The sequence below is a fragment of the Psychrobacter sp. 1U2 genome (genome assembly GCF_051847575.1).
The window spans coordinates 1-1,186 of sequence record NZ_JBPYDC010000342.1; the positions used below are offsets into that span (position 1 = coordinate 1).

Here is a 1,186-nt window from a genome sequence, read left to right on the forward strand (position 1 = left end):
TGAGGGGTTAATCAGTTGTTACTATAGTGAAGAGTGTCTATTACCAATCATAGTAGCGACTTTAAAATATATAGATAGACATATCGAGAACGGACTGACGCTCCCCTACTTCGCTAATATCAGCCTTGAGATATGGCAGGATAAAGTCAAAGCGTTGGATGTATATATTACCGACAAGACTGAAGGTCGTGAACTGAACCTAGAAGCGCGAGGCAAAGATTACGCAACCAACATTCTGTCGTACCCAAGTGAGATGCCAGCTAATATTATCGAGCTAATGCCAATGCTGCCACTTGGTGAGCTAATCATATGTCATGACGTCGTGGAGTGCGAAGCAGTAGAGCAACAAAAAACAGTGGAGCAGCACATCAGCCATCTACTAATACATGGCTTGCTGCATCTATTGGGTTTTGATCACGAGCTTGGACAGGCCGAACAAGATGAGATGGAAAGGTTTGAGATAGAGATTTTGGCAAGTTTGAACCTACCAAACCCCTATCTACCAAACGTTTGATTTTGACGAGGTCAGTTTTTTGACCTAATCAATCTCTTCAAACAATCAGTCCTTGGTCATGGGCAGTTTTTGTGATTGGCCCATCTGGTTAATCATCTGATCCAAGCCTTTAACATGGACACTGCGCTGCGGGAATGGAATCTCGATTTTTTCATCATCCAGCGCATATTTAAACTGCTCAAGCAGATCACACTGCATGGTCCACCAATCTGCATTGGTTGTCCAAACATTTAGCGTCAGATCAACAGAATTATCACCCAGATTGGTCACTCGTACAATAGGCTCAGGATCAGTAAAGGCCATCGGGTTATTTCTGGCCAAGCTTAACATCACCTCTTTAGCGGTTTTAATGTTGGCATCATAGCCAATACCGACCGTGATATCGACGCGGCGATTGGGCAATGCAGTATAATTGATCACAGCTGATGTGGTGATATCGCTGTTTGGAATGATAATATCGTGATTGTTTATCGTGGTTAGATGGGTGTTAACCAAGGTAATTTCGGTCACTGTGCCTGTATAGCTACTAATCTGCACATAGTCACCGCTTACAAATGGACGAAAAGTCACAATCATAATGCCAGCAGCAAAGTTTGACAACTGATCCTTTAATGATAAACCGATGGCTACTGCAGCACCGCCCAAGATAGCAACGACTGAGGTGGTTTGTAC

At 43.4% G+C, this 1,186-nt stretch carries 2 protein-coding genes; one reads left to right on the forward strand and one right to left on the reverse strand.

The window, feature by feature from the left end; genetic code table 11:
• Positions 1 to 10: 10 nt before the first annotated feature.
• Positions 11 to 514: an rRNA maturation RNase YbeY gene (gene ybeY, locus ACS8FD_RS15650; RefSeq protein WP_439276528.1), complete on the forward strand. Its 504-nt coding sequence runs from the start codon at positions 11 to 13 to the stop codon at positions 512 to 514.
• 45 nt (positions 515 to 559) lie between these two features.
• Here ybeY and ACS8FD_RS15655 read toward each other — a convergent pair.
• A partial coding sequence (locus ACS8FD_RS15655; protein WP_439276527.1) for a mechanosensitive ion channel family protein occupies positions 560 to 1,186 on the reverse strand: 627 nt, incomplete at its 5' end.